This window comes from Isoptericola sp. GX10416, from assembly GCF_056590155.1.
The window spans coordinates 39,313-65,476 of record NZ_JBWPVO010000013.1; the positions used below are offsets into that span (position 1 = coordinate 39,313).

The 26,164-nt window shown below is 70.4% G+C and carries 23 protein-coding genes and 3 tRNA genes; 11 read left to right on the forward strand and 15 right to left on the reverse strand.

What is annotated here, in order from left to right; genetic code table 11:
* Positions 1-101 precede the first annotated feature (101 nt).
* Positions 102-992 carry a site-specific integrase gene (locus ACWAT2_RS16310; protein ID WP_480049107.1) on the forward strand — a complete coding sequence of 297 codons (891 nt, stop codon included), beginning with the start codon at positions 102-104 and terminating at the stop codon, positions 990-992.
* Positions 911-2,611, forward strand: coding sequence for a hypothetical protein (locus ACWAT2_RS16315; RefSeq protein WP_480049108.1), 1,701 nt, complete (start codon positions 911-913; stop codon positions 2,609-2,611). The genes ACWAT2_RS16310 and ACWAT2_RS16315 overlap by 82 nt, the downstream gene beginning before the upstream one ends.
* 251 nt (positions 2,612-2,862) lie before the next feature.
* On the opposite strand, the gene ACWAT2_RS16320 is transcribed toward ACWAT2_RS16315, so the two are convergent.
* Positions 2,863-2,946, reverse strand: a tRNA-Leu gene (locus tag ACWAT2_RS16320).
* Between the two features lie 289 nt (positions 2,947-3,235).
* Between ACWAT2_RS16320 and ACWAT2_RS16325 the strand changes: the two genes are divergently transcribed.
* From ACWAT2_RS16325 to pknB, 7 genes are read left to right on the forward strand one after another with little or no spacing between them, the layout of a single operon-like run.
* Positions 3,236-3,955, forward strand: a complete 720-nt coding sequence (locus tag ACWAT2_RS16325; protein WP_480049109.1) for an FhaA domain-containing protein — start codon at positions 3,236-3,238, stop codon at positions 3,953-3,955.
* Between the two features lie 10 nt (positions 3,956-3,965).
* The gene (locus ACWAT2_RS16330) at positions 3,966-4,451 is read left to right on the forward strand and encodes an FHA domain-containing protein FhaB/FipA (protein ID WP_480049110.1); all 486 of its coding nucleotides are present in this window, start codon (positions 3,966-3,968) and stop codon (positions 4,449-4,451) included.
* Between the two features lie 6 nt (positions 4,452-4,457).
* Positions 4,458-5,795: a PP2C family protein-serine/threonine phosphatase gene (locus ACWAT2_RS16335; protein WP_480049111.1), complete on the forward strand. Its 1,338-nt coding sequence runs from the start codon at positions 4,458-4,460 to the stop codon at positions 5,793-5,795.
* Positions 5,796-5,812: 17 nt separating this feature from the next.
* The gene (locus ACWAT2_RS16340) at positions 5,813-7,393 is read left to right on the forward strand and encodes an FtsW/RodA/SpoVE family cell cycle protein (protein WP_480049112.1); all 1,581 of its coding nucleotides are present in this window, start codon (positions 5,813-5,815) and stop codon (positions 7,391-7,393) included.
* Positions 7,390-8,847 carry a peptidoglycan D,D-transpeptidase FtsI family protein gene (locus ACWAT2_RS16345; protein ID WP_480049113.1) on the forward strand — a complete coding sequence of 486 codons (1,458 nt, stop codon included), beginning with the start codon at positions 7,390-7,392 and terminating at the stop codon, positions 8,845-8,847. Before ACWAT2_RS16340 ends, ACWAT2_RS16345 begins: the two co-directional genes overlap by 4 nt.
* Positions 8,844-10,268: a serine/threonine-protein kinase gene (locus ACWAT2_RS16350; protein WP_480049114.1), complete on the forward strand. Its 1,425-nt coding sequence runs from the start codon at positions 8,844-8,846 to the stop codon at positions 10,266-10,268. The genes ACWAT2_RS16345 and ACWAT2_RS16350 overlap by 4 nt, the downstream gene beginning before the upstream one ends.
* Entirely contained in the window at positions 10,269-12,335 is a 2,067-nt protein-coding gene (gene pknB / locus ACWAT2_RS16355) for a Stk1 family PASTA domain-containing Ser/Thr kinase (RefSeq protein WP_480049115.1), read from the forward strand.
* 162 nt (positions 12,336-12,497) lie between these two features.
* Here the strand turns inward: pknB and ACWAT2_RS16360 are convergent, their stop codons facing one another.
* From ACWAT2_RS16360 to ACWAT2_RS16375, 4 genes are read right to left on the reverse strand one after another with little or no spacing between them, the layout of a single operon-like run.
* Positions 12,498-13,151: an aminodeoxychorismate/anthranilate synthase component II gene (locus ACWAT2_RS16360; protein ID WP_480049116.1), complete on the reverse strand. Its 654-nt coding sequence runs from the start codon at positions 13,149-13,151 to the stop codon at positions 12,498-12,500.
* Entirely contained in the window at positions 13,148-13,312 is a 165-nt protein-coding gene (locus ACWAT2_RS16365) for a hypothetical protein (protein WP_480049117.1), read from the reverse strand. The genes ACWAT2_RS16360 and ACWAT2_RS16365 overlap by 4 nt, the downstream gene beginning before the upstream one ends.
* Positions 13,312-14,163: a class E sortase gene (locus ACWAT2_RS16370; RefSeq protein ID WP_480049118.1), complete on the reverse strand. Its 852-nt coding sequence runs from the start codon at positions 14,161-14,163 to the stop codon at positions 13,312-13,314. Before ACWAT2_RS16370 ends, ACWAT2_RS16365 begins: the two co-directional genes overlap by 1 nt.
* Positions 14,160-14,891 (reverse strand): DUF881 domain-containing protein, encoded by a 732-nt coding sequence (locus tag ACWAT2_RS16375; RefSeq protein ID WP_480049119.1) that lies wholly within the window; start codon positions 14,889-14,891, stop codon positions 14,160-14,162. The genes ACWAT2_RS16370 and ACWAT2_RS16375 overlap by 4 nt, the downstream gene beginning before the upstream one ends.
* Before the next feature lie 186 nt (positions 14,892-15,077).
* Here ACWAT2_RS16375 and ACWAT2_RS16380 point away from each other — a divergent pair, with 186 nt between their 5' ends.
* The gene (locus ACWAT2_RS16380) at positions 15,078-15,341 is read left to right on the forward strand and encodes a cell division protein CrgA (protein ID WP_480049120.1); all 264 of its coding nucleotides are present in this window, start codon (positions 15,078-15,080) and stop codon (positions 15,339-15,341) included.
* A 57-nt stretch (positions 15,342-15,398) separates the two neighbouring features.
* On the opposite strand, the gene ACWAT2_RS16385 is transcribed toward ACWAT2_RS16380, so the two are convergent.
* On the reverse strand, positions 15,399-16,091 hold the full coding sequence (locus tag ACWAT2_RS16385; RefSeq protein ID WP_480049121.1) for a rhomboid family intramembrane serine protease: 693 nt from the start codon (positions 16,089-16,091) through the stop codon (positions 15,399-15,401).
* A 208-nt stretch (positions 16,092-16,299) separates the two neighbouring features.
* Entirely contained in the window at positions 16,300-16,839 is a 540-nt protein-coding gene (locus ACWAT2_RS16390; RefSeq protein WP_480049122.1) for a peptidylprolyl isomerase, read from the reverse strand.
* A 98-nt stretch (positions 16,840-16,937) separates the two neighbouring features.
* On the opposite strand from ACWAT2_RS16390, the gene ACWAT2_RS16395 reads away from it, so the two are divergent.
* Complete coding sequence (locus tag ACWAT2_RS16395; protein WP_480049123.1) at positions 16,938-17,777, forward strand: hypothetical protein; 840 nt, start codon at positions 16,938-16,940, stop codon at positions 17,775-17,777.
* 141 nt (positions 17,778-17,918) lie between these two features.
* Here the strand turns inward: ACWAT2_RS16395 and ACWAT2_RS16400 are convergent.
* From ACWAT2_RS16400 to recF, 8 genes are all read right to left on the reverse strand, one after another.
* Positions 17,919-17,994 (reverse strand) — tRNA-Ala (locus ACWAT2_RS16400).
* A 5-nt stretch (positions 17,995-17,999) separates the two neighbouring features.
* A complete protein-coding gene (locus ACWAT2_RS16405; protein WP_480049124.1) occupies positions 18,000-18,119 on the reverse strand; it encodes a DLW-39 family protein in 120 nt (39 codons plus the stop codon).
* A 21-nt stretch (positions 18,120-18,140) separates the two neighbouring features.
* Positions 18,141-18,214: transfer RNA gene (locus ACWAT2_RS16410), tRNA-Ile, on the reverse strand.
* A 117-nt stretch (positions 18,215-18,331) separates the two neighbouring features.
* The gene (locus ACWAT2_RS16415) at positions 18,332-19,258 is read right to left on the reverse strand and encodes a DUF3566 domain-containing protein (protein ID WP_480049125.1); all 927 of its coding nucleotides are present in this window, start codon (positions 19,256-19,258) and stop codon (positions 18,332-18,334) included.
* Positions 19,258-21,891, reverse strand: coding sequence for a DNA gyrase subunit A (gyrA, locus tag ACWAT2_RS16420; protein WP_480049126.1), 2,634 nt, complete (start codon positions 21,889-21,891; stop codon positions 19,258-19,260). The genes ACWAT2_RS16415 and gyrA overlap by 1 nt, the downstream gene beginning before the upstream one ends.
* 97 nt (positions 21,892-21,988) lie before the next feature.
* Positions 21,989-24,076: a DNA topoisomerase (ATP-hydrolyzing) subunit B gene (gyrB, locus tag ACWAT2_RS16425; RefSeq protein ID WP_480049127.1), complete on the reverse strand. Its 2,088-nt coding sequence runs from the start codon at positions 24,074-24,076 to the stop codon at positions 21,989-21,991.
* A 251-nt stretch (positions 24,077-24,327) separates the two neighbouring features.
* Complete coding sequence (locus ACWAT2_RS16430) at positions 24,328-24,969, reverse strand: DciA family protein (RefSeq protein ID WP_480049128.1); 642 nt, start codon at positions 24,967-24,969, stop codon at positions 24,328-24,330.
* On the reverse strand, positions 24,962-26,161 hold the full coding sequence (gene recF / locus ACWAT2_RS16435; protein WP_480049129.1) for a DNA replication/repair protein RecF: 1,200 nt from the start codon (positions 26,159-26,161) through the stop codon (positions 24,962-24,964). Before recF ends, ACWAT2_RS16430 begins: the two co-directional genes overlap by 8 nt.
* Positions 26,162-26,164 lie beyond the last annotated feature (3 nt).

The window sequence follows — 26,164 nt, forward strand, 5'->3', positions numbered from 1 at the left end:
CCCACCTCGATTGGGGCTCTTCTATGCCTTCAGCGTGCTCTTCTGGAACCCACTCCGTCAACCGCCACGCCGACGACGCCGCTGCGCTTGCTGCCGAACGGGTGCGTGCCTACGTCCCGAACGCCCTGCGCTCCGACTTCTGGGAACCCGTCGCGGAATTCACGCGGCAGGCTGCCCTCGACCTGCACCCCACCGACGCACGCCGGGCCACGGAGTCCATGAGGACTTTGAGTCAGTTCATCGTGTGGGCACATCGCCAGGGCCACCCCCTGGACCGCGAGGCGATCTTCCACCCCGACGTCGTCGAGCGATACATCGCCGTGGGATGTACCCGCCTGGCCGAGTCCTCACGGGCCACGCGCCGCGCCGACCTGCGACGCTTCTCCACCACCCTGACCCGCCGAGCGCCCTGGGCACCCCTGCCGCGACAGATGCGCGCCGACTACACCGTTGCCCCCTACACCCCGGTCGAGATCACGCGCCTACTTGACGTCGCGGCCCACCAGCGCACTGCCTTGCAGCGGCGCCGCTTCACGGCGCTGCTCGCCCTCGGGCTCGGCACCGGCGTCTACCCGCGGGAGGCCCGCGCAGCGATGACGGACGACCTGGTGGAGCACGCCGGTCATCTCTGCTTGGTCGTCCACGGCGAGCGGGCGCGCATCATCCCGATCACCCCGCCCTACGACGCGATCCTCGCCCAGATCGCCGCGGAGGATCCCGGCTCAACGATCCTGGGCTTCGTCGCCAAGGACTGGGAACGCTCGCCCTTGGGCCACCTGATGGAGCACATCGAACGCCCCGCCGACTGCCCCGACATCAAGACGCACCGGCTGCGCGCCACTTGGATGCTGGACCACCTCAACAACCGCGTCCACCTCAACGCCCTGGCGCAGATGGCCGGCCTGACATCGTGGAAGACGTTCAGTCATGTCATGAAGTACATGCCACCGTTGGACCAGAACGAGCTCGTCGCGGAGGTCATCGGGCGATGACGACACCCGGGGGCAAGGCGGAGGCGAACAAGCAGCTGGCCAGCACCATCTCGTGGCACACCGTTCCCTACACGGTCAGCCAAAGGTTGCGTCGATCAGCGGCCGTCGCGAACAGCGCCCTTGGTCGCCGACTCGTGGCGGCGACTTACCGGTCCCAGGGCCGCCGGCGTACCTATCCCGTCCATGCTGTCTTGGCCGCCCTGGTCTTCCACACCCTGAACACCCCGGATCGCTTCACGCTCACCAACGTCAACGCCGGCCTCAAGACGCTGTCCAGGTCGGAGAGGCTCCAGCTCGGGTTCCCGATCAAGACCGACATCACGTACCGCCGCCTCTACAGCGGCTACCGCGCCATCGTCCGCGAGATCGAGACCGGTGCGTTCTCGCAGCACACGCACGACGTCGTCGCGGATCCCCGCACCGGGGAAGTGGCTCCGTGCCCGGAAGGCTGCACCTATATCGCCGACAACCTCGACTCGCTGATCAGCTTCCTCGTGCTCGCCGGCATCCCCGAGTCCGTCCCACTGCCCAGCACTGCCGCCGTCGACAGCACCGACTTTGAGATCCATGCCCACCCCCACGTGCCGATGATCGACGCTGCAGGACGGACCTACTGGTCCCCCGACCACACCGCCGGCTGGGGTCACCGCACAGCGACCGACCGTCGCCAGATCACGAGGTTTCTCGGGTACTCCGTCCACATGATCGTCGGCGCCCCACCGGTCGGAGGTGACCCCATCCCACAACTGTGCCTAGGGATCGCACTGCGCCCCGGTTCACGAGACGTACCTTCGGCGGCGATCAACCTTCTCGACGCCCTCAGCAACACCCGACAACGCATCACCGAGGTCATCGTCGACCGCGGCTACAGCACCGCCAAGCCCGAGCGGTTCGCTCGCAAGCTGCGTCAGCGCGGCATCTCCGTCGTCATGGACCTCCACGCCAGCCAACGCGGCACCCGCCCCGGCCCTGTGGCCGGAACCATCTGGCAAGACGGCCACCTCGCGTCCAACTCACTGCCACAAACCCAGCGTGACCTCGTGGCACCCAACCCCCGAGACAGCTCCGGGGACGTCAGCCGCAGCCGGGAGCTCTTCGACGCTCGCCGATGCCACTTCTTCGTCGCTCACTCGCGCCACGACGACCGCCGAGGAACCCAGCGACTCAAAGGCCCCGCCCTCGCCGGCCACGTCCGCTGCCCCAACAACCCCGCCTCGATGCGGCGGGGCCCCGAAATCCCGACCACCAACTGCACCCCGGACGTGCCCTGCGGCTGCGGCCTGACGGTCACCGTCGCCGACACCGATCTCGAGCGCGACCGCGAGCGCCACCTGTGGCAGACCAGCGAGTGGGGACGCTCCTACGACCGCCGCACCCTCGTCGAAGGCCTCTTCGGCAACGTGCGCTACAACGCCAGCAACATCAACCGCGGCTACCTACGCGTCCGCGGATTCTTCGGCACTGCCTTCCTCCTGGCCCTGGCGATGCTGGGCTACAACGCCAAGCGCCTCCACCAGTGGCACCTCGAGCGAGACCGCCCCGACCCCTGGCAGATCGAGCTCGACGAAGAACCCGAAGCGATCACACCCGATCCGATCTACCGCACCCGCGGCCCCTGACCCCACCGAGCACCACAGCCCACGGCGCACCCGCCGTCACCACCACGAAAGACCATCGGGACCCCGCACGCCCGGAACCGCCCCGATGACGCCACCGACCAGCCTTGGCAGCCAGAACCAGCACTCGCGACGTGCCACGAGCGCCTCACGACCGGCCACGAACCACCCAGAAACGACAAATCTCCCGCCCGGATCACTCCGGACGGGAGATTCGTTCACACCTGAGCCGTTCCAAAGAAACGGCCCTCACGTGCGCGAGGGGGGAGTTGAACCCCCACGCCCTTTCGGGCACACGGACCTGAACCGTGCGCGTCTGCCTATTCCGCCACTCGCGCGTGCCGTAGGAGATTAGCACGGCGACGCCCTCAGATCCCAACCCGTTCCGCGGCCCGACGCCGGGACGTGCGTCACACGAACGTGCCGGGCGGACGGCGCGGTGGACCGGGTGCGCGACCCGGCCGCCGTTCGCACGACACCCCCGTGACCGCCCCGTGACCTGCGCGCCCGACTCTGCGCGAGGGATTCGCACGAAATCCACAGGTTCCCGGGCGAGGGTGGTGCGCCGCTGCCTACGATCTGGATAGTCTGCCCGCAAACGGTTGCGGGTCGACGAGAGGAGGTGGCATGGGAGCGCTGGATCGCTTCGAGAAGAGCGTCGAGCGGGTGATGAACAACGCGTTCGCGAAGGTCGGGCGTGGTGGCGAGGTCAAAGCAGTGGAGCTCGCGAGCCGGTTGCGGCGCGAGATCGACGACCGTGCCGCCGTCGTCGGGCACGACCGCACGGTCGCGCCGAACGAGTTCACCATCGAGCTCTCGCCCGCCGACTTCGACCAGGTGCAGAGCTGGGGCGCGGAGACTCTCGCCGACGAGCTCGCCTCCAACCTCACCGAGTACGCCGCGTCGCAGCACTATGCGTTCGTCGGCCCGGTGAGCGTCTCCTTCGAGGACCACGAGGAGCTGACGGGCGGGCGCTTCCAGCTCCGCTCCGCCACGGTGCGCGGCAACGTCGCACCGGCGACGAGCTCGGCCCCGAGCACCCGTCACCCGCTGATCGACATCGACGGGCAGCGCTACCTGCTCACCGGGCCCGTCACCGTCATTGGCCGTGACGCCGAGGCAGACATCGTGGTCGACGACCCCGGCGTGTCCCGCCGCCATCTCGAGATCCGCGTCGCCCCCGAGGGTGTCGTCGCCACCGACCTGGGCTCGACGAACGGACTCTTCGTCGAGGGCCACCAGGTCCCGGCGGCGACCCTGCTGGACGGCAACACGCTGACCATCGGTCGCACCCGCATCATGTTCTGGACCGGCACCTCCGCCGGCCGGCAGACCGAGGACTGGTGATCGACCGAGGATGAACGAGCTGACGTTCACCCTGCTGCGGCTGGGCTACCTGGTGCTGCTCTGGGTGTTCGTGCTCTCCGCGGTCGCCGTGCTGCGCCGCGACCTGGCTCTGCGCACACCGCGCGGACGGCGCAAGGACAAGGGGTCCGCCGACGCGAGCGCCTCGTCCGCCCAGCCCGTCGGCCCGCCCGCCCCGTCGCGCTCGGGACCCTCGCGCCTGGTCGTGGTGGCCGGTCCGCTCACGGGGACCACCCTGCCGCTGACGACGTCGTCGATCCTCATCGGTCGCGCGCCGAGCTGCACGCTCGTGCTCGACGACGACTTCTCCTCGTCGCGTCACGCGCGCATCTTCCCCCAGGGTGACCAGTGGTACGTGGAGGACCTCGGGTCCACCAACGGCACCTACATCGGGGACCAGAAGGTCACCTCGCCCGTGCATCTGCCGGCCGGCGTCAGCGTGCAGATCGGTCGTTCTGTCGTCGAGCTGCAGGGGTGACCCGGGATGACCCTCGCCCTGCGCTATGCGGCGCGGTCCGACGTCGGGCTCGTCCGTAGCGACAACCAGGACTCGGCCTACGCCGGACCCAACCTCCTCGTCGTCGCGGACGGCATGGGCGGCCATGCGGGCGGCGACGTCGCCTCGAGCCTGGCCATCGCGGCCCTGGCCCCGCTCGACACCGCCGACCACGGACCCGAGCAGGCTCTGGCCGACCTGGAACGCACGGTCGAGCAGGCCCGTCAGGACCTGGTGCACGCCTCCGAGGTCGAACCCGACCTCGCCGGCATGGGCACCACCGTCACGGCCCTGCTGCGCTCGGGGAACACGCTCGCGATGGCGCACCTCGGCGACTCGCGCGCCTACCTGCTGCGTGACGAGACGCTCGCCCAGGTCACCATCGACCACACCTTCGTCCAGCACCTCGTCGACACCGGCCGCATCTCGCCGGACGAGGCCGAGACGCACCCGCAGCGCAACGTCGTCATGCGGGTCCTCGGCGATTTCGACGTCGACCTCACGCCGGACATGTCGATCCGCGAGGCCCGCGCCGGGGACCGCTGGATGCTCTGCTCCGACGGCCTGTCCGGGTTCGTCCCCGTGGACCAGATCACCGAGGTGCTGGTCGACTCGGAGTCACCCGACGAAGCCGCCGACATGCTCATCACGCTCGCCATGGCGGCGGGCAGCACCGACAACATCACCGTCGTGGTCGCCGAGATCGTCGATGACACCGAGACCGCGCCGACCGCCGGCACCCAGGTCGTGGGCGCCGCCGCCTCGGGCGTCACTCCCGCGCTGGCCCGCCCGACGACGGACGCCCCGGCCGACGCGTCGTCTGAGCAGGGCGGTACGGACGACGACGAGGACGAGGATGACGAGGACGCACGGCCGAAGCGCCGTCCCTGGATCGGCGTCCTCGTGATCCTGGTCGTCCTCGGTGCCGTGGGTTACGCCGGCTGGTGGGCGTACGGCTGGACCCAGCAGCAGTACTACGTCGGGGTGGCCGACGGCCAGGTCGCGGTCTTCCAGGGCATCCCGCAGGATGCCGGTCCGATCACGCTGTCCCGGCCCGTGGAGCTCACCGGGACGTCCGTCGACGACCTGCCGGAGTACTGGGTCGACCAGCTGGACGGCACCATCACGGCGTCGTCCAAGGACGAGGCCGTCGAGCGCGCCGACCGGCTCATCGCCGACGCGCTCCCGACACCCACACCCACGCCGACGCCCAGCCCGTCCGTCTCCCCGTCGCCCGCGGTCTCGCCCTCGCCCGGCGCGAGCAGCCCGGCGACGGCGTCCGACCCCGCGGCCTCGGAGGCCGCTGCCGAGGGGGCCAGCGCGTGACCTCCGAGAATCCCACGGTGGCGCCGCGACAGCGTCGACCGCTCCGGATCGCCGAGATCTACCTGCTGATCCTGGCGCTGGCCGGCGGCATCGGCGGCTTCGCGATGGTGGGGCTGTCGATCCGCGGCGAGCTGCCCGAGGGCTTCTGGACCAGCAGCCTCCTGCTCGCCGGCACCGCGCTCGTGGCCCACCTGGTGCTGCGGTTCCGCGCACCCTGGGCGGACCAGGTGATCCTGCCCGCCGTCGTCCTGCTCAACGGCATCGGCCTGGCGATGATCTGGCGCCTGGAGATCTCCGGGGCCGCGAACATGGGGCCCGCCGACGCCCAGGGCAACCTCACCGCGTCCCTCATCGGCGCCGTCGTCGCCTTCTCGCTGCTGTGGCTGCTCAAGGACCACCGCTGGCTGCGCCGCTACACGTACACGGCGATGCTGGTCGGCCTGGTGCTGGTCGCGCTCCCGCTGATCCCCGGGATCGGCACGGAGATCAACGGCGCCCGGATCTGGATCACCGTCGGCGGCTTCTCGCTGCAGCCCGCGGAGTTCGCGAAGATCGCCTTCGCCGTGTTCTTCGCGGGGTACCTCGTCGTGAACCGGGACACGCTCGCGCTCGCCGGGCCGAAGTTCCTCGGTCTGCACCTGCCGCGGCTGCGCGACCTCGGACCGATCCTGCTCGTGTGGGCCGCCTCGCTGGTGGTCCTGGTGATGCAGCGCGACCTCGGTACGTCGCTGCTGTTCTTCGGCCTGTTCGTGGCGATGCTCTACCAGGCGACGGCGAGGTCGAGCTGGATCGTGCTGGGCCTGACGCTGTTCGCCGTCGGCGCCGTGGCGGCCGCGCGCCTCTTCCCGCACGTCGGGGCGCGCGTCGACGTGTGGCTGCACCCGTTCGACGCCTCGCAGTACGACCAGAAGGTGGGCGGTTCGTACCAGCTCGTGCAAGGCCAGTTCTCCATGGCGAACGGCGGGCTGTTCGGCACCGGCTGGGGCGCGGGCCGACCGTTCCAGATCCCCTACGCGTTCTCCGACTTCATCTACGCGGCGCTGGGCGAGGAGCTGGGCCTGACGGGGCTCGCCGCCATCCTGCTGACCTACCTGCTCATCGTGCAGCGCGGACTGAAGTCGGCGCTGTCCGTGCGCGACGGGTTCGGCAAGCTCCTGGCGGGCGGCCTCGCGTTCGTCATGGCGCTGCAGATCTTCGTCGTCGTCGGCGGGATCACGCGCATCATCCCGCTGACCGGCCTGACCCTGCCCTTCATGGCCCAGGGTGGCTCCTCCCTGCTGGCCAACTGGATCGTGATCGCTCTGCTGCTGCGCATCTCCGACAGCGCCCGACGCCCGTCCGACCTGCCCGTCCGCGGTCAGGTGGGTGCCGGTGGTGCCCGCGACGCCGCGCCCGTGCTGGTCGGCGGTGCAGAGGATTCCACCGGCACGCCGGACGCCGGGACCCCGGCCGCAGGCCTGCCCCTGCCGCGGCGCAGCGTCGCGGACCGCGACGCGAGCGGGGGGTCCACCGGGACCCCGACGGCGCCCCCGGCGCCGCCCACCGAACGGATCGACCCCGCGAACCCAGACGACCGCCGAGGAGGTGACAGCGCGTGAACACGACCACCCGCCGTCTCGCCGGCATCGTCATGGTGATGTTCCTGGCGCTGCTGGTCTCCACGACGTGGATCCAGTTCTTCCGGGCCGAGGCCCTCAACGACGACCCTCGCAACGCGCGCTCGCTCTACGCGCAGTTCGGCACCAACCGCGGCCCCATCGTGGTGGGGGACGAGGCCATCGCGAGCTCGGTCCCGGTGGACGACGAGTGGAACTACCAGCGCGAGTACGCCCACCCGCGGCTCTACGCGCCGCTGACCGGCTACTACTCGCTGGTGAGCGGCACGTCAGCGATCGAGAAGTCCGAGAACGACTTCCTCGCGGGCTCCGCCGACGCCCTGTGGGTGGACCGCCTGCAGAACCTCCTCACCGGGACGGACCCCCAGGGCTCCTCGGTCGAGCTCACGATCGACCCCGAGGCGCAGCAGGCCGCCTGGGACGCGCTGGGGGACCAGCGCGGCGCCGTCGTCGCCCTCGAACCGTCCACCGGTCGGGTGCTGGCGCTGGTGTCCAAGCCGACGTACGACCCCAACGACCTCGCTACGCACGACACCGGCGCCGCGAACCAGGCCTACCTCGACCTGCTCAACGACGAGGACGACCCGCTGCTCAGCCGCGCGTCGAACTGGCTGTACCCGCCGGGATCGACGTTCAAGCTCATCACCACGGCCGCCGCCCTCGAGAGCGGTGACTACCAGCCCGACACCCAGATCCCCGCACCCGTCACCTACACCCTGCCCGGAACCTCGACGGACCTGCCCAACTACGGCGGAGAGGCCTGCTCGCCGACCAACGAGCAGAGCCTGGCCGACGCCCTGCGGATCTCGTGCAACACCGCCTTCGCCGAGCTGGGCGTCGATCTGGGTGCGGAGGCACTGTCCGAGCAGTCGGCGGACTTCGGCTTCGGCGAGGCGCCGGCGATCCCGTTCGCCACGGCGGCCAGCGTGTACCCGGACCCAGACACGCTCACGCCGGACCGGGTCGCGCTCTCGGCCATCGGACAGGGCGACGTGAAGGTCACGCCCTTGCAGGTCGCGATGACGACCGCGGCCATCGCGAACGGCGGCGAGCTCATGGCGCCGTACTCCGTGGAACGCATCCGGGACCCGCAGCTCGAGGTCGTGGACGAGACACGGCCCTCCGGACTTGGTGACGCCATCTCCAGCGAGACCGCCGCCCAGCTCACCGACATGATGATCGGTGTCGTCGAGGACGGTTCCGGGACGGCCGCTCAGATCTCCGGCGTGTCGGTGGCCGGGAAGACGGGCACCGCACAGACCAGCACCGATGTCCCCCCGCACGCCTGGTTCACCGGCTTCGCCCCGGCGGACGACCCGCAGGTCGCCGTCGCTGTCGTCGTCGAGCAGGGCGGGTCGATGGGTTCTGAGGCCACCGGTGGCCGCGTTGCCGCACCGATCGCCAAGGCGGTCATCGAGGCGGTGCTCAACGGATGAGACCGGCAGTGGGCATCTCGCTCGGCGGCCGCTACCGACTGACGCGACGGATCGCCATCGGCGGCATGGGTGAGGTCTGGGTCGCCGACGACAGCTACCTGGGCCGCGACGTCGCCGTGAAGGTGCTGCGCGAGGAGTACACGGGCAACGAGGACTTCCTCAAGCGCCTGCGGACCGAGGCGCGCAACAGCGCCGCACTCTCGCACCCGAACATCGCCCAGATGTACGACTACGGCGAGCAGGACGGTGCGGGCTTCCTCATCATGGAGCTCGTCCTCGGTGAGCCGCTCGCCGACCTCCTGGAGCGCGAGCCCGTCGTCGCGCCCCGCAAGCTCCTGCCGATCCTGGCGGCCACGTCTCGCGGCCTCCACCACGCCCACCTGGCCAAGGTGGTGCACCGTGACGTCAAGCCGGGCAACATCCTGCTGGAGCACAACGGACGTGGCGTGAAGATCACCGACTTCGGCGTCTCCCTCGCGGCGAACCAGGTCACGATGACGGCCACCGGCATGGTCATGGGCACGGCTCAGTACCTCTCCCCGGAGCAGGCCGTCGGTCAGGCCGCCACCCCGGCGTCCGACATCTACGCCCTGGGGATCGTCGCGTACGAAGGCACGGCAGGACGACGCCCGTTCACCGGTTCGACGCCGGTGGACATCGCCGTCGCGCACGTGAACGCTGCCGTGCCGCCGCTGCCCTCGACGGTCCACCCCGGGCTCGTCGACGTCGTCATGCGGATGCTCGCCAAGGACCCGAGCCGCCGACCGGCGTCGGGCCAGGCCCTGGCCGAGGAGCTCGACCAGCTCGCCCTGGAGATCGCCGAGGACCCGCTGGGCGCTCGCTCCCGGGCCGCGCGGCGCGCGGCGCGGACCGGCAAGCCCGCACCCGTGCGCCACGCCCGGCCCGACGACGCGCGCGGCGTCGAGCCCGCCGACGACGCCTCGACCGCGACGCCGGACGCGCCCGAGGTCCCGGCACCTCGTCGACCCGCACCAACAGCGTCCGCCGCACCCTCCCAGCGCACCTATCCCGCCCGCCGCGACCTGCGTGCCGGCTCGTCGATGTCGCGTCCGACCCCGCCGCAGGGGACACGGAGCCGCAGCACGACGCCCCCACGCGCCGACGAGCCGGTCAAGCCGACCCGGGCGTCGACGACCACCGGGCAGCGGCTCGGTCCGCTCGGCCGGTTCTCGTGGCCGCTGCTGGCCCTGCTGGGTCTGCTCGCCGTCCTGGCGATCGCGTCGCTGCTGAGCGCGCTGTTCGGGGGCGACGACCCTGCCGACGCCGCGGCACTCGTCGCGGCCGGTGCATTCACGACGAGGCCTGCGGCGTTGCGGGCGTTGACCGTTCCCGTCTCTGGGATGATGCTCCCAGACCGGTCGTGCCCGCTGGGCGCGACCACGACCGAGAAGGACGACTGAGTGGTGGAGAACACACCCCGAGTACTCGCTGGCCGGTACGAGGTCGGTGAGCTCATCGGCCGCGGCGGCATGGCCGAGGTACACATCGGTCACGACGCACGCCTCGGCCGCACGGTCGCGATCAAGGTGCTGCGTTCCGACCTGGCGCGCGACCCGTCGTTCCTCGCCCGGTTCCGTCGCGAGGCCCAGTCGGCCGCCGCGCTGAACCACCCGGCCATCGTCTCGGTGTACGACACCGGCGAGGACACGGCGACCGACGCGACAGGTCAGTCGATCCACATCCCGTTCATCGTCATGGAGTACGTCGAGGGCCACACGGTCCGCGACATCCTCGCCGACGGCGCCGCGGTGCCGATCGAGGAGGCCGTGGAGATCACCGTCGGCATCCTCAGCGCTCTCGAGTACTCCCACCACGCGGGCATCGTGCACCGCGACATCAAGCCGGCCAACGTCATGATCACGCCCACCGGGGCCGTGAAGGTGATGGACTTCGGCATCGCGCGGGCGATCGCGGACTCCGCGGCGACGATGACGCAGGGCCAGGCCGTCATCGGGACCGCGCAGTACCTCTCGCCGGAGCAGGCCCGCGGCGAGCAGGTCGACGCGCGCTCCGACCTCTACTCGACCGGCTGCGTGCTCTTCGAGCTGCTCACCGGCCGGCCCCCGTTCGTCGGGGACTCGCCCGTCGCGCTGGCCTACCAGCACGTCGGCCAGGAGGCCCAGCGCCCGAGCGAGATCGCCAACGACGTCCCCGACGTCCTGGACCGCATCACGCTCAAGGCGCTGACCAAGAACCGCGACCAGCGGTACTCCTCGGCCGCCGAGTTCCGGGCCGACCTCGAGGCCGCCATCCGGGGCGGCGCCGTCGGTGCTCCCGCCGTCGGCGCGGCCGCGGCCGGAGCGGCGGCAGGCTACGCCGCCACCCAGGTGTACGGCGACCCGATGTCCACGCAGGTCATGAACCCGAACCAGGCCTCCCCGTGGGGGACGACGGCGCTGCCGCCGGACCAGACCGGTTCCGGCAGCCCGGTGGAGCCCGACGAGTCGAAGCCGAACCGCAAGGCGCTGATGTGGACGCTCATCGGCGTCGCTGTGGTGGCTCTCGTGGCGATCATCTGGTTCGTCAACGTCGATCGCGCCGAAGAACCCCAGACGGTCGCCGTGCCGGCGCTCACCGCGGACATGAGCCCGGTGGACGCCAAGGCCGCGCTCGACGAGGTCGGACTCGTCTTCTCGCAGCTCATCGACGAGGAGTCCGACGAGCCGGCGAACACGCTCACCAGATCGACGCCGGCCACGGGGGAGACGGTCGAGGTGGGCAGCACCGTCCAGGTCTACTTCTCGGGCGGGCCCAACACGTTCGCGATGCCCGACCTCGCCGGCATGTCGCAGGACGCGGCCGAGCAGGCACTCGAGGAGAACGAGCTCACGCTCGGTGAGGTCACCCAGGCGGCCAGCGGCTCGGTGGACGAGGGCCACGTCATCTCCAGCGACCCTGCGGCCCGCGAGGCCGTCGAGCCGGGCGACGCCGTGAACCTGGTGATCGCCAGCGGCCAGGTCGATCTGCCCAACCTCATCGGCCAGACGCAGAAGGACGCTGAGGCCGCACTGGCCGACCTGAACCTGGACTCCACGATCGAGACGACCCCCGTCGACGACGAGAACGACGTCGGCAAGGTCGTGGACCAGTCCCCGGGCGAGGGCACCGTCGACCAGGACACCCGCGTCACCCTGACCATCGGCACCGAGCCCGAGGCCGAGATGGTCCAGGTGCCCGACGTCGTCGGGCAGAGCGCGGAGGACGCCAAGGCGACCCTCGGCAGCCAGGCCAACCTGCAGGGCGTCGAGACGACCGCCGGCAACGAGCAGTACTGCCCGGGCTTCGTCTTCGACACGAACCCGCCGGCGGGCACCGAGGTCGAGATGGGCTCGGACGTCCAGCTGTCGGTATCGACGGGTGCTCCCGGGCAGGACTGCTCGGCCGGCGGCCCGACGCCTGCGGCGACTCCCGACGTCGGTGTCCCGACCCTCCCCGGCGACGACTCCGGCGACGACGGCGAGGGCTAGGCGCTCACCGCAGACGCGCAGAGGCCCCGGGAGCCAGCACACGTGCTGACTCCCGGGGCCTCACCGCAGACGCGCAGAGGCCCCGGGAGTCAGCACGTGTGCTGGCTCCCGGGGCCTCTGACGTGCGGCCGGGCCTCCCGGGCGAACCGGAGGCGCCGTGGCTCAGGGGACGTGGACGAGCGGGGCCATCCCCGCGGAGCGCTCGACCGCGCCCGCGTCGCCGCACTCGGCGAGCCAGTTCGCCAGCAGGCGGTGACCACCCTCGGTGAGCACCGACTCCGGGTGGAACTGCACGCCGTGCAGCGGCAGGTCGCGGTGCCGCACCCCCATGACGACGCCGGACGCCGTCGTGCAGGTGACCTCCAGCTCGGCGGGGACCGTGTGCGGCTCGACGGCGAGCGAGTGGTAACGCGTCGCCGTGAACGGCGCCTTGAGACCGTCCAGCACACCGTCGCCCTCGTGCTGGATCTCGCTCGTCTTGCCGTGCATGAGCTCGGGGGCGTGCGACACCGTCGCGCCGTAGACCTCCGCGAGAGCCTGGTGGCCGAGGCAGACCCCGAGCATCGGCGTCGCCGATCGCGCACAGGCACGGATCACGTCCTCGGACGATCCCGCCTCCTTGGGCGTGCCCGGACCGGGGGAGACGAGGACGCCGTCGAAGGGGGTGCCGTCGTCGTGCCAGAACCGTCCGTCGGCATCGGGCTCAGGGACGGCGTCGTTGCGCACCACGGTGGTGCGCGCGCCGAGCTGGTCGAGGTAGCCGACGATCGTGTAGACGAAGGAGTCGTAGTTGTCGACGACGAGGATGGAGGTCATGGGTGCGCCTCGACGGTGTTGTCGTTGATGGGGACGTACTCGGAGAACCAGGGGAAGACCCACTCGAAGCAGACCCAGACGGCCGCCACGAAGAGGACCAGGACGATGAGGATCCGGACCCAGACGGGACCCGGGAGCGTGTTCCACAGCAGGCCGTACATCATCTCACCCCCGCCGGCGCCGACGTGCCGAGCGTCTGGACCTGGACGCCGGCGTCGAGCAGCTCGGCCGGAGTCCCCTCGTCGACCGGGGACCAGTAGTCGAGCTCGCCGTGCACGATGTAGCGCTGCGCGGCGGAGTACATCGGGTGGCAGGCGGTCATCGTGATGAACCGCTGGGTGAGCTCGGGCAGCGGTTCACCGGGCTTGACCCCGGGCACCGGTGAGACGACCTCGACCTGGCTCGGCCAGACGATCTCGTGCGACGTCATGCGGTACACGTACCACGTGTCCTCCGTGCGGACGACGAGGGCGTCCCCCTCGCGCAGGTCGGCGACCAGGTGGAACGGCTTGCCGTAGGTGGTGCGGTGACCGGCCACCGCGAAGTTGCCGAGATCGCCGGGCATCGCGGTGCCGGGGTAGTGGCCGATGCCCAGGCGGTCGAGGATGGTCGCCTTGTCCACACCCTGGGCGATGGGGGAGATGTAGTCCGCTCCCCAGCTCGGGACGTAGAACTGGGCGAACACCTCGCCGATCGGAGGCTCCGCCATCACCGGGGGGTCGTCGCGGTACTCCGGGGACACCAGCGGGCCGTCGTCCACAGGCACGGGCGGCGGGGTCCACTCCAGCTCGGCCAGCACCTCGGTGTGGATGCGTTCCGCCTGGACGTCGGTCCACCAGAGCTGCCAGACGACGAACAGCCCGAGGAACACCCCGGCGGTGATCAGCAGCTCGCCGACGAACCCCACCAGCGAGCTGACCAGTCCGCCACGCCGTCGGACGCGCCCGTGCAGAGGCGGGGCCGGAGACCCGGCCGGTGGGCTCACCGTGCCCGGCTCTCGGACGTGCCTCACGAGAACACGTCCGTGCCGGCCGGCACCTCGGCGTAACGGAGCTCGCTGCTGCCCGCGTACGCCGGCATGTCGATCTCGTCGTGGCGCTCGACGTCGTAGCCGATGCCGACCCAGTCCACGTACTGCCGGTACACGGCGACCCCGGCCGAGGCGTCGAGCGCGGCCTGCAGGCGGTCCGGCTCACCGATGGCCTCGACCACGTACGGCGGGGAGAAGACCTTGCCGTGCAGCAGCAGGATGTTGCCGGAGCAGCGGAACGCACTCGTCGAGGTCACGCGCTCGCCCTGGAGCGTCATCGACTCGGCGCCGCCCGCCCACAGGGCGTTGATGACGTGCTGGAGGTCCTGCTGGTGCACGACCAGGTCGTCCGCGACGACGCCGGGGATGTCGAGCGACGACGTCGGTGCGTCCTCGAGCGCGACGCTGAGCCCGGTGCCGGACACAGGCCAGGCCCCGGTCACGACGCTCTCGTCGGACCGCAGGCCGGCCCCCCGGGTCGGGACGTCGAGATCGATCGCCGCACTGAGGTCCTGGACCTCGTCGTTGAGGGCGGCGGCCTGGTCGGTGAGGGAATCGACCCGGTCGGACTCGTCGGCCACCACGGAGGACAGGTCCTCGGTGTGGCGCGACTCGTCACCCTGGGCGAGCTGCGCGCTCACGGTGAACAGGACTCCGGACAGCGCGAGAACGAGCGCGACGGACAGCCCGGACCTGATCCTGGGTGACACCTGGGGCCTCCTGCGTTTCGCTCTGTCCACAACCGTTGTCCACAGCAACCTGTGGACAACTCTCTGCTGCGTCTCGCGCACGCGTGCACGAGACGGTTGTCCTGGCCACTACGCTAGACGACAAACCGTCGTCGGCGTCCGGGTCCCTCAGCTCCGGCGTCGCACCTTGTTGACAGGAGCAGACCCGTGACCGAGTCGAAGTCGCCGAAGCCCGGGAAGAAGAAGCGCGAGGACCAGTCGGTCCCGACCCCGGGAAAGGCCGCGGTCAACCCGAGCTGGCTGGTCCCCACCATGCTGACGCTGATGATCGCCGGCCTCGCCTGGATCGTGACGTACTACCTCACGAGCCAGAACCTCGGCCTGCCGATCCCGGCGCTGGGCAACTGGAACCTGCTCGTGGGCTTCGTGCTCATCATCGCCGGCTTCTCGCTGACCACGCGCTGGAAGTAGACCTGTACAAGTCACACCGGTGTGATTCCACACCTGTGTACATCCCTGGGGACAACTTCAGAACAGGGGCAGGACGGGCACCGTCGAGTACTTCCAGACGGACAGGCCCACCAGCACGATCCCGACGACGACGGGCAGGACCCAGCCGACGAGTTTCTGCCGCTCACGCGGCGCGAAGGCGAACCCTGCACCGATCGCCAGGCCCACCACCAGGCCACCTACGTGCGCCTGCCACGCGATGCCGCCGACGAAGAACGGCAGCGCCATGTTGATCGCGATCAGTGCCACGATCTGCCCCGCGTTGCGCCCGAGCCTGCGCAGGACCGGGATGATCGCACCGAAGAGGCCGAACACCGCACCCGAGGCGCCGACGACACCCTGCACCCAGCTCCACGTCAGCGGATCGGCCAGGAGCAGCACGCCCACCGACCCGCCGAAGGCGGCCAGCAGGTAGAGCGCCAGGAACCGTCCGCGCCCCAGCGCCTGCTCCAGGAACGGGCCCACCAGCCAGAGCGCGTACAGGTTGAACAGGATGTGCAGCGGGTTCGTGGAGTGCAGGAACGCGGCGGTGAGGAAGCGCCACGGCTCCTCCTGGCCCGCGTCCGGGGAGAACGCCCACTGATCGGTCCACGCGCCGCCGGTGGCCAGCTGGAGCACCCAGCTCACCACGCAGAGCCCCATGATCGTCAGCGTGACGACCGGGCGCCCCTGGCGCACGGTGGCCCCGAACACGGTGCGGGTGCTCGGCACCGACCGCGCCGCCTGGGCGACGCAGTCGACGCACTGCACCCCGACCGCGGCAGGACGCTGACACTCGGGGCAGGTGGGACGTCCGCACCGCTGGCAGCGGACGTACGCCACCCGGTCCGGGTGGCGGGGGCACACGGGCGGCGCACCGGCCGGCTGCCCGGCGGGCTGGGGGGTGGAGATGGTTCAGCCCTCCGGGCGTCGGTGCGGATCAGTCCTCGACGGTCACCGAGTTGATGACGATGTCCTCGACCGGGCGGTCACCCGGGCGGGTCTGCGTCGTGCCGATGGTGTCGACGACGGCGCGCGAGGCGTCGTCCGCGACCTTGCCGAAGATCGAGTGCTTGCCGTTGAGCCACGACGTCGCGGCCGTGGTGATGAAGAACTGCGAGCCGTTGGTGCCCTCGACGGCGCCCGTGACCGGGTTGCGCCGCTTGCCCGCGTTGGCCATCGCCAGCAGGTACTTCTGGTCGAAGACCAGCTCGGGGTGGATCTCGTCGTCGAACGTGTAGCCCGGGCCGCCCGTGCCCGTGCCGAGCGGGTCGCCGCCCTGGATCATGAAGTCCGGGATGACGCGGTGGAAGATCACGCCGTCGTAGAGCGGCTCGTTGCGCTCCTCGCCCGTGCGGGGGTCGGTCCAGGTCTTGGAGCCCGTGGCCAGACCGACGAAGTTCGCGACGGTCTTCGGCGCGTGGTTCGGCAGGAGCTCGATGCGGATGTCACCGGCGGAGGTGTGCAGGGTTGCGAACATGCCGCCCATTCTCGCACCCGTCCCTCGGGTGGCGTCCACATGGAACGAATCGGGCGTGTGACGGTGCGCTCCCAGGGCGCCGGTGGCAGAGTGGGCACATGGTGCAGACCCCGAAGATCGACACAGACAAGGTGAAGGACTCGGCCGCCGAGGTCGCGGCCGCACTGGTCGGCGCGGGCTCCCGTGCCGCCGACGGCGCGCGTGATGCCGCCGGTCAGGCCATCGACTGGGCGTCTCCCCGCGTGGACGCCTTCGTCGACTGGCTCAGGCCGCGCGCGGAGAAGGCGTGGAACGACAGCATCCAGGTCGCCGCCCCCAAGATCGAGGACGCCGCCAAGAAGGCGGGGCCGCTCGTCGACACCGCCCACGAGAAGGTCGTCGACGACTACCTGCCCAAGCTCGTGGCCGCGTTCAACGCAGCGGCCCAGCGTGCCGCCATGACGGCCGAGGAGGCCGCCGAGGCGGCCAAGAAGGCCGCCAAGCATGCCGAGAAGGCTGCCAAGAAGGCGCAGCGCAAGGGTCGACGACGCAAGGCGCTCGTGTGGACCGCCGTCCTCGGTGGTACGGCCGCCGTCGGCTACGCGTTCTACCGCCGCGCCCAGCCGCAGACCGACCCGTGGGCCGAACCCTGGGAGCAGACGTCCGGTGGCCCGGACCTCGACCACGTGGCCCGGGACGCCCGGCACGTCGCCGGGGACGCGGCCGAGGCCGTCGGCCAGGCCGCCGGTGCCGCCGTCGCGAAGGGCAGGGAGGCGACCGAGAAGCTCTCCGAGAAGGCCGCCGAGGTGAAGGACGACGTCACCGCCCGCGCGTCGCGTGCTCGCAAGAAGACGGGCGACGCCGCCGAGAACGCGGCGGACGACGTCGCAGCGGCGGCCGACGACGCGAAGGACGCCGTCGTCGATGCCGCCGAGCAGGCCAAGGACGACACGAAGTAGGTGCGCGGCCGGCTCCCGGCCGAGAGACCGACGAGTGCCCCCGACCCGGCGGGTCGGGGGCACTCGTGCGTCGTGGTCGGGGAAGAGCCCGCGAGGGTCGGGGAACGAGAAAGACCCGGGCTGTTCAGCCCGGGTCTTCGGTGGTGGAGCCAGGGGGACTCGAACCCCCAACCCCCTGCTTGCAAAGCAGGTGCGCTACCAATTGCGCCATGGCCCCGAGGATCAGTCGAGGGTGTCGGTGACCTCGGTCCACAGGTCACGATCCGCCGCGTCGGAGGAAACTCGACGCCATACGAGGTAGCCCGCCGCAACGGCAAGCAGAACGACCATCAGCTTCTTCATGCTGGACCTCCTCGTCGGGGGTGGGGCTAGGAGGACTTGAACCTCCGACCTCTTCCTTATCAGGGAAGCGCTCTAACCGTCTGAGCTATAGCCCCTTGCACGCAGCGCGTGAACGCGCGTGCAGCACGGAACATTACCGTACCGGGTGCTCCGCCCCCAAACCGCATGGGGGCGGAGCCGGTGTGACGTCCGTCGCGCCGGGCGTCAGCGACTCACTCGTCGGTCAGCGTGAGGTGCACGCCGCCGACCAGGGCCGCCGTGATGTTGTAGAGCATCGCGATGATCGTCGCGATGGCGGTCATCAGCACGATGTTCACCAGAGCGATCAGGGTGGCGAGCGACACGACACGCTCGAACTCGACGAACTGGGTGAGGTTCGCGGCCTGCGGACCGAGTGTGTCGACCATGAACTCCTGGATGGTCGCGAAGGTCTCCAACGAGTTCAGCGAGTACCAGACGACGATCGTGGCGACCACCGTCATGACGGCGATGGCGACCGACAGCAGGAACGCGAGCTTCATGATCGACCACGGGTCGATCCGCGAGACCGACAGCCGGACGCGCCGCGGGCTGCCCAGCGACTCCGCAGGAGCCGCCTGGGGCTGCTGCGCGTAGGCGCCCTGGTCCGGGGAGGCGTTGGTCGCCGAACCGTGGACGCCGCCGGCCGTGTAGTGCATCTCCGGACGGGGAGCGCTGCTCCCGGCCTCGGGCGGCGGCGGGGGGGTGCTCGACGGCGTCCCCGACGTCTGCGACCCGTTCTGGACGCCTGCCGAGGCCGTCGACGCGGTCGACTGCACCTTCTTGGCCGCGGTGCGCGCCGCTGCCAGCGCTGCGGCGGCCGCCTTCACCGCGCTGTCCTTGACGGACGACGTCGTGGACGCAGTCGTCGGCTCGGCGACGTCGGGGAGGTCCTTCTTGTCCACGGTGCGCACATGCGTGATGTCGTCGTCCGTGTCGACAGGTGCCTGCGCCTCGGCCGGCGCCGTGGCTGCCTTCGTCGGTGCAGAGCTCGTCTTCGGCGCTGCCGCGCCCTTCGCGTCGCCCGTTCCGGGCGCACGAACCGGCGCGAGAGGCTGCGTGCTGTCCGCGGCCTCCGCCGTCTTCGTTCCCGCCTGCGGCGAGGTGTTCTCGCTGGGCATCAGCTGTCCCCGTCTCCGGTCTCGTCCTGCTCCGGCGTCGCCACCGGCACGTTGTCCACAGGCTCACCATCGGCGGCCTGCTCCTCCACGCTAGCCGACTCCTCTTCCTCGCGACGCTCGACGTTCCGGGCGACCGCGATGATGCGGTCGTTCTTGCCCGGCTTCGCGAACGTGACGCCCTGGGTCGTGCGGCCCGTGAGATTCACCTCGTCGACGCGCGATCTCACGATCTTGCCCTGCTGCATGATGACCAGCACCTCGGTGTCGTCCTCGGTCACGAGAGCTCCCACGAGGTCGCCGCGTGCCTCCACGAGGTTGGCCACCTTGATCCCGTAGCCGTTGCGGCCCTGGACGCGATACTCGTCGATCCGGGTGCGCTTCGCGAAGCCGCCCTCGGTGACGACGAACAGGTCCGTGCCGGGGCGCACGACGTCCGCTGCGAGCAGCTCGTCGTCCTGGCGGAACTTCATGCCCGTGACGCCCGACGTCGCCCGACCCATCGGCCGCAGCGTCTCGTCGTCGGCGGGGAAGCGGATCGACTGGCCCTTGCGCGACACGAGGATGAGCTCGTCGTCGGCGTTCACCAGGCGCGCCGCGACCAGCTCGTCGGGGGTGCCGTCGTCGTCCTCGCGCAGGTTGATGGCGATGAGCCCGCCGCTGCGCGGAGAGTCGTAGTCGCCCAGGCGCGTCTTCTTCATCAGGCCGCGACGGGTCGCGAGCACCAGGTACTCGGCGTCCTCGTAGCCCCGGATCGCGAGCACCTGGGCGATCTTCTCGCCCGGCTGGAACGCCAGCAGGTTCGCCACGTGCTGGCCCTTGGCGTCCCGTCCGCCCTCGGGCAGCTCGTAGCCCTTGACCCGGTAGACGCGGCCGGCGTCGGTGAAGAACAGCAGCCAGTTGTGCGTCGTCGTGACGAAGAAGTGGTCGACGATGTCGTCCTCGCGCAGCTTCGTCCCCGTCACGCCCTTGCCACCGCGCCGCTGGGCGCGGTAGTTGTCGCTGCGGGTGCGCTTCGCGTACCCGCCGCGCGTGATCGTGACGACCACGTCCTCCTCGGGGATGAGGTCCTCGACCGACATGTCGCCGTCGTAGGGCAGGATCGTGGTCCGACGCTCGTCGCCCCACTTCTCGGTGACCTCGTCGAGCTCCGTGCGGACGATCTCGCGCTGGCGCTCGGGCCGGGCGAGGATGTCGCGGTAGTCGAGGATCTCGGCCTCGAGCACGGCGTGGTCGTCCAGGATCTTCTGGCGCTCGAGCGCGGCCAGACGGCGCAGCTGCAGCGCGAGGATGGCGTTCGCCTGCACCTCGTCGATACCGAGCAGCTCCATGAGGCCGGCGCGGGCCTCGTCCGCGTTGGGGGACCGACGGATGAGGGCGATGACCTCGTCCAGCGCGTCGAGGGCCTTGAGGTAGCCCACGTAGATGTGGATCTTCTCCTCGGCCTCGCGCAGCAGGAACGCCGTCCGACGACGCACGACCTCGATCTGGTGCGTCGTCCAGTGCCGGACGAACGCGTCGAGGCTGAGCGTGCGCGGCACCTCGTCGACCAGGGCCAGCATGTTGGCGCTGAAGTTGTCCTGCAGCGGCGTGTGCTTGTACAGGTTGTTGAGGACGACCTTGGCGACGGCGTCGCGCTTGAGCACGATGACCAGGCGCTGGCCCGTGCGGCCCGACGTCTCGTCGCGGATGTTCGCGATGCCCTGGATGCGTCCGTCGTTGACGAGGTCGGCGATCTTGGTCGCGAGGTTGTCCGGGTTCACCATGTACGGCAGCTCGGTGATGACGAGGCAGATCCGGTTCTGGATCTCCTCGATGTTCACCACGGCGCGCATCGTGATGGAGCCGCGACCGGTGCGGTAGGCGTCCTCGATGCCCTTGGTCCCGAGGATCTGCGCTCCGGTGGGGAAGTCCGGGCCCTTGATGCGCTTGAGCAGCGCGGCCAGCAGCTCTTCCTTGGTGGCGTCCGGGTTCGCCAGGTGCCAGCGGACGCCCTCGGCGACCTCGCGCAGGTTGTGCGGCGGGATGTTCGTGGCCATGCCGACGGCGATGCCCGCGGACCCGTTGACCAGCAGGTTGGGGATGCGCGACGGGAGGACCGTCGGCTCCTGGGTGCGGCCGTCGTAGTTGTCCTGGAAGTCGACGGTGTCCTTGTCGATGTCCCGGACCATCTCGAGGGCCAGCGGCGCCATGCGGCACTCGGTGTACCGCGGGGCGGCGGCGGGGTCGTTGCCGGGGGAGCCGAAGTTCCCCTGGCCCGCGACCAGCGGGTAGCGCAGCACCCAGTCCTGGACGAGGCGCACCAGCGTGTCGTAGATCGCCGTGTCGCCGTGGGGGTGGAACTTGCCCATCACGTCGCCGACGACGCGCGAGCACTTGGAGAACGCGCGGTCGGGCCGGTAGCCGCCGTCGTACATCGCGTACAGCACGCGCCGGTGGACCGGCTTGAGGCCGTCGCGCACGTCGGGCAGCGCCCGTCCGACGATGACGCTCATCGCGTAGTCGAGGTAGCTGCGCTGCATCTCCAGCTGGAGGTCGACCTGCTCGATGCGGCCGTGATGCACCGCCACGGGGGCGGTCATCTCGTCGCCCTCCGGGCCGTCCGTGCTCTCGGGTCCAGGAGTCTCGTCCGTCACCGTGTCATCGTTCCTTCCTGCGCCGCCGGGGGCGCGGATCCTGCCTCGTCAAGATCTGTACATCTGCGCGCGCACGTTGTGTACACGCTCGTACAGATCAGATGTCGAGGAACCGGACGTCCTTGGCGTTGCGCTGGATGAAGCTGCGGCGGGACTCGACGTCCTCGCCCATGAGCACCGAGAAGATCTCGTCCGCGGCGGCCGCGTCGTCCATCGTGACCTGCAGCAACGTGCGGTGCTCCGGGTCCATCGTGGTGTCCCACAGCTCCGTGTAGTCCATCTCGCCCAGACCCTTGTACCGCTGGATCCCGTTGTCCTTCGGGATCCGCTTGCCGGCCGCGAGCCCCTGCTTGAGGAACGCGTCCCGCTCCCGGTCCGAGTACACGTAGTCGTGCGGGGCGTTGGACCACTTGAGCCGGTACAGCGGCGGCTGGGCCAGGTACACGTGGCCGTGCTCGATGAGCGGACGCATGTACCGGAACAGCAGCGTGAGCAGCAGCGTGCAGATGTGCTGGCCGTCGACGTCGGCGTCGGCCATGAGCACGATCTTGTGGTACCGCAGCTTGGCGATGTCGAAGTCCTCGCCGATGCCGGTGCCGAAGGCCGTGATCAGCGCCTGCACCTCGGCGTTCGACAGTGCCTTGTCCAGGCGCGCACGCTCGACGTTGAGGATCTTGCCGCGCAGCGGGAGGATCGCCTGGTTGTGCGGGTCCCGACCACGGACCGCGGAGCCACCGGCCGAGTCACCCTCGACGATGTAGACCTCGCACTCGTCCGGTCGCGTCGACTGGCAGTCCTTGAGCTTGCCGGGCATCCCGCCCGAGCTGAGGATCCCCTTGCGACGCGTCGCCTCGCGCGCCTTGCGGGCCGCGATGCGGGCCTGCGACGCCGAGATCGCCTTGCGGATGATGTCGCGCGCCTCGTTGGGGTGCGAGTCGAACCAGTCGATCATGCGCTCGCGCACGACCCGCTGCACGAACGTCTTGGCCTCGGTGTTGCCGAGCTTCGTCTTCGTCTGGCCCTCGAACTGCGGCTCGCCGAGCTTGATGCTCAGCACCGCCGTCAGCCCCTCGCGGATGTCGTCACCCGTGAGGTTCTCCTCCTTCTCCTTGAGGATCCCCTTCTCCCGGGCGTAGGAGTTGACCAGGGTGGTCATCGCCGCACGGAAACCCTCCTCGTGCGTGCCGCCCTCCGTCGTCGAGATCGTGTTGGCGAAGGTGTGCACGGACTCGCTGAACGACGTCGTCCACTGCATCGCGATCTCCACCGAGATCGTCGCCGCCGTGTCCTCGGCCTCGATGTCGATGATCTCCGGGTGGATGATGTCCGACTTCTTCGCCGAGACGATGTGCTTGACGTAGTCGATGAGGCCGCCGTCGTACTTGAACGTCACCGTCCGCACCGCGCCGCCGACGATCTCGGCGTCGTGCACCTGGTCGTCCGGGGAGCCCGCGGCGTCGGAATCGTTGTCCTGCGCGGCGAGCGCGGCGATGACCTCGCGAGCGTCGAGGGCACCGGTCACCTCGTCCGGCCCGGAGACGTGCTCGGCGCGCTCGTCCGTCAGCGTGATCCGCAGACCCTTGTTGAGGAAAGCCATCTGCTGGAAGCGGGACCGAAGCGTCTCGAAGTCGTACTCGGTGGTCTCGAAGATCTCCGGGTCGGCCCAGAACGTCTGGGTCGTGCCCGTGGAGTCCGTGGCCCCCAGCTTCTGGAGCTCGCCCGCAGGGGCGCCGCCGTCGGCGAACTCCTGGCGCCACCCGAAGCCGTCGCGCTCGACCTCCGTCACGACGCGCGTCGAGAGCGCGTTCACCACGGAGATTCCCACGCCGTGCAGACCGCCGGAGACCGCGTAGCCGCCGCCGCCGAACTTGCCGCCCGCGTGCAGGATCGTCATGACGACCTCGACGGTCGGCCGGCCCTCGGTCGGGTGGATGGCGACGGGGATGCCGCGGCCGTTGTCGCTCACCCGGACGCCGCCATCGGCGAGGAGGGTCACGTCGATCGTGTCGGCGTGCCCGGCCAGGGCCTCGTCCACAGAGTTGTCCACAACCTCGTAGACAAGGTGGTGGAGCCCTCGGGCGCCCGTGGACCCGATGTACATGCCGGGTCGCTTACGGACGGCCTCGAGACCCTCGAGGACGGTGATGTTCCCGGCGTCGTAGCCGCTGTCGGATCGCTGAGCCACAGGCTGGAGCACTCCTCGTCTTCCACGCACGCGACAGGGCTCCCGGACGTCGTCCGGGCTGCAGCGCACGGGTTGGCACACGGGGGGTTGCGTGCCGGCTGCTCGTCGGTGCTCGAATCGGCCCCGGGACGCCCCCCGGAACACCGTGCAAGTCTACCGCGTAACGGCAGGAAACCGCGGGTTCTGCGGCCCTGCGCGTGTGCGTTCTCACACGTTGTCCACAGGGTTCTCCACATCCCGTGCCGCGGAGGTCAGCCGTACGTGTCCCCAGGGCCCGGACCGCGCACCGAACGCCGACCGCGACGGAAGCTCGGCCCGGCCGGACCGAGCACCTGGACCTGCTCGACGACGCCCTCACCGACCTCCTCGGCCAGCCGTCGCAGCAGCGTCGGCACCAGGAGGCGCACCTGCGTCGCCCACGCCGTCGAGCTCGCTCGCACCACGAGCACCTTGTCCTCGAACGTCTCCGGGGTGCAGTGCTCGGCCACCTGGTCGCCTACGACCTCGCGCCACCGGCCGATGACACCGCCGACCGAGACGTCCTGCGTCCACCCCTTGTCGCGCAGCAGTCGCGACACCACCTCAGAGAGCAACCGCGGGTCCCGCGCAGCGGGACCCTTGCCCGGGTCCTTGCGCGGCTCGGCCAGCGGCGACCGGCGTGACGGGGCACCCGGACGCAGGCCCTTCGCGCGGGCCGCCGCCTTCGCGCGGTTCAGCGCCTCGCGGGCTACCTCGGCGGGCGGTGTCAGCGCCGAACGCTCCGAGATCGGCCGAGGGTCGCGGGCGACGCTCGCCTCCCCGTCGTCCGCGCCGAAGGCGGCCGGCCGTGGTTCTCCGGGCACGCCGTCCGGACCGATGCCCGCTCCGTCCCGGCCTCCGTACGCGTCAGACACGACGGACCTGGCCCGGGGTGACCTCGAACCGCACCCCGGCAAGCTGCTCGGGGACGTCCTGCGGCACCGCGGCGGTCACCAGCACCTGGCGGGCGGGCAGCACCAGCTCGGCCAGCCGTTCCCGACGCCGCACGTCCAGCTCGGCGAAGACGTCGTCGAGGATCAGCACCGGGTCCGCGTCCGAACCGTGGTCAGGGTCCCAGAACATGGTGTCCACAGGTTCCTGCGACCCGCCGAGCAACCGGAAGGCCGCCAGCCGCAGGGCCAGCGCGAACGACCATGACTCCCCGTGACTGGCGTATCCCTTGGCCGGCAGCCCGCCCAGGGTGAGCACCAGGTCGTCACGGTGCGGGCCGACGAGGCTCTGGCCTCGGTCCATCTCCGCACCTCGCTGTTCTGCGATCTGCGCCAGCAGGAGCTTCTCCAGGTCCGCCTGGTCCAGGGCCGACGACGTCGGGCCGTCCGCGCCGCCGTCCGCGCCGGCCGGCAGCACCGCCGAGCGGTAGGTGATCTCCGCGTGCCCGTCCGCCTCGCTGACCTGCTCGTACGCCGCGGCGACCAGCGGCTGGGCCGACCGCACCAGCGCCGTCCGCCACGCCAAGATCTGCGACCCGAGCTGGGCGGCACGACCGTCCCAGACCTCGAGGGTGGACAGGTCCGGGGAGCGACCCGCCGCACGATGACCCCGCAACGACTTGAGCAGTGCCGACCGCTGGCGCACGACCCGCTCGTAGTCCGCCATCACCCCTGCGGCCCGGGGGAGGAGCTGCACCACGAGCTGGTCCAGGAAGCGTCGGCGACCGTCAGGGTCGCCCTTCACCAGAGCCAGGTCCTCCGGGGCGAACAGCACCGTGCGCAGAATCCCCAGCACGTCACGCGCCCGGCCGAGCTGGCCGCGATTGACGCGCGCACGGTTCGCCTTGCCCGCGGTGATCTCCAGCTCGATCGTCGAGGCCCGCTCGCCGCGGACGACGCGTGTGCGCACCACCGCCCGTTCGGCACCGGCACGGATCAGCGGTGCGTCGTTCGCGACCCGGTGGCTGCCGAGCGTCGCGACGTACCCGATCGCCTCCACGAGATTCGTCTTGCCCCGCCCGTTGCGACCCACGAAGGCGTTCGGCCCTGGCTCCAGCTCGACGTCGGCGGTCTCGTAGGACCGGAAGTCCTTCAGCGACAGGTGCGAGACGTACATGAC

What these genes read in the sequence shown, in the direction of transcription:
- ACWAT2_RS16325 (WP_480049109.1), top strand. Translation starts at nt 3,236, where the DNA reads ATGGGAGCGCTGGATCGCTTCGAGAAGAGCGTCGAGCGGGTGATGAAC.
- ACWAT2_RS16330 (WP_480049110.1), top strand. Translation starts at nt 3,966, where the DNA reads ATGAACGAGCTGACGTTCACCCTGCTGCGGCTGGGCTACCTGGTGCTG.
- ACWAT2_RS16335 (WP_480049111.1), top strand. Translation starts at nt 4,458, where the DNA reads ATGACCCTCGCCCTGCGCTATGCGGCGCGGTCCGACGTCGGGCTCGTC.
- ACWAT2_RS16350 (WP_480049114.1), top strand. Translation starts at nt 8,844, where the DNA reads ATGAGACCGGCAGTGGGCATCTCGCTCGGCGGCCGCTACCGACTGACG.
- ACWAT2_RS16360 (WP_480049116.1), bottom strand. Translation starts at nt 13,151, where the DNA reads ATGACCTCCATCCTCGTCGTCGACAACTACGACTCCTTCGTCTACACG.
- ACWAT2_RS16365 (WP_480049117.1), bottom strand. Translation starts at nt 13,312, where the DNA reads ATGTACGGCCTGCTGTGGAACACGCTCCCGGGTCCCGTCTGGGTCCGG.
- ACWAT2_RS16390 (WP_480049122.1), bottom strand. Translation starts at nt 16,839, where the DNA reads ATGTTCGCAACCCTGCACACCTCCGCCGGTGACATCCGCATCGAGCTC.
- ACWAT2_RS16395 (WP_480049123.1), top strand. Translation starts at nt 16,938, where the DNA reads ATGGTGCAGACCCCGAAGATCGACACAGACAAGGTGAAGGACTCGGCC.
- ACWAT2_RS16405 (WP_480049124.1), bottom strand. Translation starts at nt 18,119, where the DNA reads ATGAAGAAGCTGATGGTCGTTCTGCTTGCCGTTGCGGCGGGCTACCTC.
- ACWAT2_RS16415 (WP_480049125.1), bottom strand. Translation starts at nt 19,258, where the DNA reads ATGCCCAGCGAGAACACCTCGCCGCAGGCGGGAACGAAGACGGCGGAG.
- recF (WP_480049129.1), bottom strand. Translation starts at nt 26,161, where the DNA reads ATGTACGTCTCGCACCTGTCGCTGAAGGACTTCCGGTCCTACGAGACC.